This is a genomic window from Streptomyces sp. NPDC002784 (genome assembly GCF_053592135.1).
This window is the reverse complement of the sequence record NZ_JBSFVD010000109.1, coordinates 1-3,574: the sequence shown is the minus strand read 5'-3', so window position 1 is coordinate 3,574 and position 3,574 is coordinate 1. Positions and strand designations below refer to the sequence as shown.

Genomic DNA, 3,574 nt, shown 5'->3' with positions numbered 1-3,574 from the left:
AGGCTGCGCTGCCGACACCACGGCAGCAGGGAGGGCCCTACCGGCGCGCGCCGGTAGGGCCCTCCCTGCTGCCGTGGTGTCGGCAGCGCAGCCTTCGCGTCCGTCAGACGGACAGGGGGCTGCCGAGCAGGGCGGAAGCCCGCTGCAACGGGCTTTCGACGCGTGCGGGGGCGGGTGCGGGCTCGGCGACGGTGCGACACGTGAAGCCGAGGCGGGCCATGGCCCTCAGGACTTCCGCGGCAGTGAAATCGCGCGGGTCCTGGCGGGTGATGACCTGGCCGATCTGCTTGACCGGGTAGTGGCGTCGTCCGACGATCACGGACTCACCGGTGACCGGTTCGGGCTTGATGCCCTTCATCGATTCCAGCACTCCGCCCTTGGTCAGGTCGAACGGGAAGCGGGCGATGACACAGCGCATGATGCCTCACAGAGAGAGGGAGAAACGGGTCGACCTGCACCGAAGCCTTCTACCGGGAGAAGGCGAGGACGCTCGGAGCGCGGTCGTCCCTTGGTGGTCGACGGTGAAGCGAAGGGCCTGATGACGTCGGCGATGTCACGCAGCCGACCCGGTCGCTGTGTCCGGAGACGAAGGTGCTATGCCGCCGCACCAGCGGTGGACTGCCCCAGGGGCGCGCGGCGGGTCGCCGAGGCAGGACGGCGTCGCCCGCGCGAGGTGGCGCCGCGCTTCTTGGGGCGCTCGACCACCGGAGCGGTGATGACGACCGGGATGCCGGAGGGGGCCTGGGCCCCGGTGATGCGGTGCAGGGCCTCTTCGCCGGTGCGGACCTGGGTGGTCTGCGGGACGATGCCGGCCGACGCCATGAGGCGGGTCATGCCGCGGCGCTGGCTCGGGGTGACCAGGGTGACGACGCTGCCGGACTCACCGGCACGGGCCGTACGGCCACCGCGGTGGAGGTAGTCCTTGTGATCGGTCGGCGGGTCGACGTTCACGACGAGGTCGAGGTTGTCGACGTGGATGCCGCGCGCCGCGACATTGGTCGCCACCAGCACGTTGACGTTCCCGGTCTTGAACTGCGCCAGCGTGCGGGTGCGCTGCGGCTGGGACTTGCCGCCGTGCAGGGCGGCGGCCCGTACCCCACTGTTCAGGAGGTGCTCGGTGAGGCCGTCGACGGCGTGCTTGGTGTCGAGGAACATGATCACCCGACCGTCGCGAGCGGCGATCTGGGTGGTCGCCGTGTGCTTGTCGGCGCCATGAACGTGGAGCACGTGGTGCTCCATCGTCGTGACCGCCCCGGCTGACGGGTCGACGGAGTGGACCACCGGGTCCGTCAGGTAGCGGCGCACGAGCAGGTCGACGTTGCGGTCCAGGGTGGCGGAGAACAGCATCCGCTGGCCCTCGGGGCGGACCTGGTCGAGCAGGGCGGTGACCTGCGGCATGAAGCCCATGTCGGCCATCTGGTCGGCCTCGTCGAGGACGGTGATGGCCACCTGGTTCAGCCGGCAGGCGCCGCGGTCGATGAGGTCCTTGAGGCGTCCCGGCGTGGCGACGACGACCTCGGCGCCACCGCGCAGCGCGCTCACCTGCCTGCCGATCGACATGCCGCCCACCACCGTGGCCAGCCGCAGCTTCACGGAGCGGGCGTACGGGGTGAGCGCGTCGGTGACCTGCTGCGCCAGCTCACGCGTGGGTACGAGGATCAGCCCGAGCGGCTGCTCGGGCTCGGCGCGCTGCCCGGCCGTGCGGGCCAGCAGCGCCAGCCCGAAGGCGAGCGTCTTGCCGGAGCCGGTGCGGCCGCGGCCGAGGACGTCCCGGCCGGCGAGGGAGTTCGGCAGGGTCGCGGCCTGGATCGGGAACGGCACGGTCACGCCTTGCGAACTCAGCGCGGACAGCAGGACCCGCGGCATGTCGAGATCGGCGAAGCCCTCCACGGCGGGAAGCGGCGGAGTGATCGTCTTGGGCAGCGCGAACTCCCCCTGAACGGCGGCGGGCCGACGGCTGTAACCGCCGGAACGGCTCGGTCCGCCGGAGCGGCTCGTGGCCGACGAGCCGAATCGGCTGCCACCCCTCGCGGAGTCGGCGCTGCCGTTACGGGTGCGGGAGAAGCGGTCGTTCGTGCGTGTGCGGTTCATGCGGAACCTTCCTCGATGCGGCACATATCAAGGAATTCCCGCAGCGATGAGCAGCACAGAGAATTGCAAGAATGAGCCGGTGGAACCGGAAAGCGAATCTGGACGGCGAAAAAGTCGCGCGGGCCCAGTCGCTGGAATGAGTGACGCGGAGCGAACGCAACGTTCGGGCGTTCACCGCGATGAAGCCATGCAGCCATCAAGCCATGCGGCCATGAAGGCGGGTTTACTGATCGTTGCCACAGGGGAAACCACTGCGGAAAACGCGAGCAGCTGGGGCCCGCACCCCGAGGGATGCGGGCCCCAGCTACAAAGTGCGCGTGACGTCAGGCGAGAACGATGTTCTCAGCCGTCGGGCCCTTCTGGCCCTGCGCGATGTCGAAGGTAACCTTCTGGCCCTCGAGCAGCTCGCGGAAGCCCTGGGCGGCGATGTTCGAGTAGTGGGCGAACACGTCAGCGCCGCCACCGTCCTGCTCGATGAAGCCGAAGCCCTTTTCCGCGTTGAACCACTTCACGGTACCAGCAGCCATGTTATTTCTCCTTTGGGGCAGTGCATCGGGGTCCGCACTGCGCGAACCCCGTGTCGCCGCGTTGATCACCCCGCCGGAAAAGACCGGAAATACAAAAGCGCTTCCAGCGGCACGAGAGCCGGCCGGAGGCACTTGAAGTCGGGAACCACAACTGCAACTGAGATCGACATTAGCACGTCGCAGCGGTCTGTGTGCGGTGAAAAATCCGGGTCGCGTTATTGCGGCAGAGAATCTGTCTGCACGTTCCCGCGAAATCTCCGCCCGCGGGCACAGATATTGGTTCAGCCGGGGCGCAGCGTTTCGACGGGCAGAGCCCCGTACGACCTTTCCTGGCCTGGTCACACGCCGCTCACCCGGTGCGGGGCCGCTTCGCGGCGGCTGCCACGGACGTACAACGACCCGAGGACCGTCGGCTCGCAGATCCGGCGAGGAAGACCCCGTGTGGACGCGCGCCAGGTGGTTACACAGTATGCGCTCCGCGTCTCACAGCGCGTCAGCACGCGGTGCCAGTGCGTTTACGGAATTCTGACAGCTGAATGCCGCACTTCAACGGATAAGGGACTCGATGGCTGCTGAAGCTGCACCGGTCACGTTGGTGCCGGTCAAGGGACGGCGCAGCCGGGGCCGGATGATCGTCTCCTGGCTGACCACCACCGATCACAAGAAGATCGGTCACCTCTATCTGATCACCTCGTTCGCGTTCTTCCTGATCGGCGGGGCGCTGGCGATGGCGATCAGGGCGGAGCTGGCCCGGCCCGGGCTGCAGTTCCTGTCCAACGAGCAGTACAACCAGGCGTTCACGATGCACGGCACGATCATGCTGCTGCTGTTCGCCACCCCGACGTTCGCCGGCTTCGCCAACGCGATCATGCCAGACGCACTGGAGGCCCGAACCAGGACACGTTGAAAAGTGTTTGGATGACTTGTGGATAGCGGAGAAATTCCAAACGAACTGG

Annotated in this window: 4 protein-coding genes; 1 reads left to right on the top strand and 3 read right to left on the bottom strand. The window is 67.7% G+C overall.

What is annotated here, in order from left to right; genetic code table 11:
• Nucleotides 1-103: 103 nt before the first annotated feature.
• The 3 genes from ACWD1Z_RS36835 to ACWD1Z_RS36825 form a co-directional block, all read right to left on the bottom strand.
• The gene (locus ACWD1Z_RS36835; RefSeq protein ID WP_451125196.1) at nucleotides 104-418 is read right to left on the bottom strand and encodes an SCO5918 family protein; all 315 of its coding nucleotides are present in this window, start codon (nucleotides 416-418) and stop codon (nucleotides 104-106) included.
• Nucleotides 419-594: 176 nt separating this feature from the next.
• The gene (locus tag ACWD1Z_RS36830) at nucleotides 595-2,091 is read right to left on the bottom strand and encodes a DEAD/DEAH box helicase (protein WP_451125194.1); all 1,497 of its coding nucleotides are present in this window, start codon (nucleotides 2,089-2,091) and stop codon (nucleotides 595-597) included.
• Nucleotides 2,092-2,414: 323 nt separating this feature from the next.
• The gene (locus ACWD1Z_RS36825; RefSeq protein ID WP_014145516.1) at nucleotides 2,415-2,618 is read right to left on the bottom strand and encodes a cold-shock protein; all 204 of its coding nucleotides are present in this window, start codon (nucleotides 2,616-2,618) and stop codon (nucleotides 2,415-2,417) included.
• Nucleotides 2,619-3,183: 565 nt separating this feature from the next.
• Here ACWD1Z_RS36825 and ACWD1Z_RS36820 point away from each other — a divergent pair.
• Complete coding sequence (locus ACWD1Z_RS36820; RefSeq protein ID WP_451125192.1) at nucleotides 3,184-3,525, top strand: cbb3-type cytochrome c oxidase subunit I; 342 nt, start codon at nucleotides 3,184-3,186, stop codon at nucleotides 3,523-3,525.
• Nucleotides 3,526-3,574 lie beyond the last annotated feature (49 nt).

What these genes read in the sequence shown, in the direction of transcription:
- ACWD1Z_RS36835 (WP_451125196.1), bottom strand. Translation starts at nt 418, where the DNA reads ATGCGCTGTGTCATCGCCCGCTTCCCGTTCGACCTGACCAAGGGCGGA.
- ACWD1Z_RS36830 (WP_451125194.1), bottom strand. Translation starts at nt 2,091, where the DNA reads ATGAACCGCACACGCACGAACGACCGCTTCTCCCGCACCCGTAACGGC.
- ACWD1Z_RS36825 (WP_014145516.1), bottom strand. Translation starts at nt 2,618, where the DNA reads ATGGCTGCTGGTACCGTGAAGTGGTTCAACGCGGAAAAGGGCTTCGGC.
- ACWD1Z_RS36820 (WP_451125192.1), top strand. Translation starts at nt 3,184, where the DNA reads ATGGCTGCTGAAGCTGCACCGGTCACGTTGGTGCCGGTCAAGGGACGG.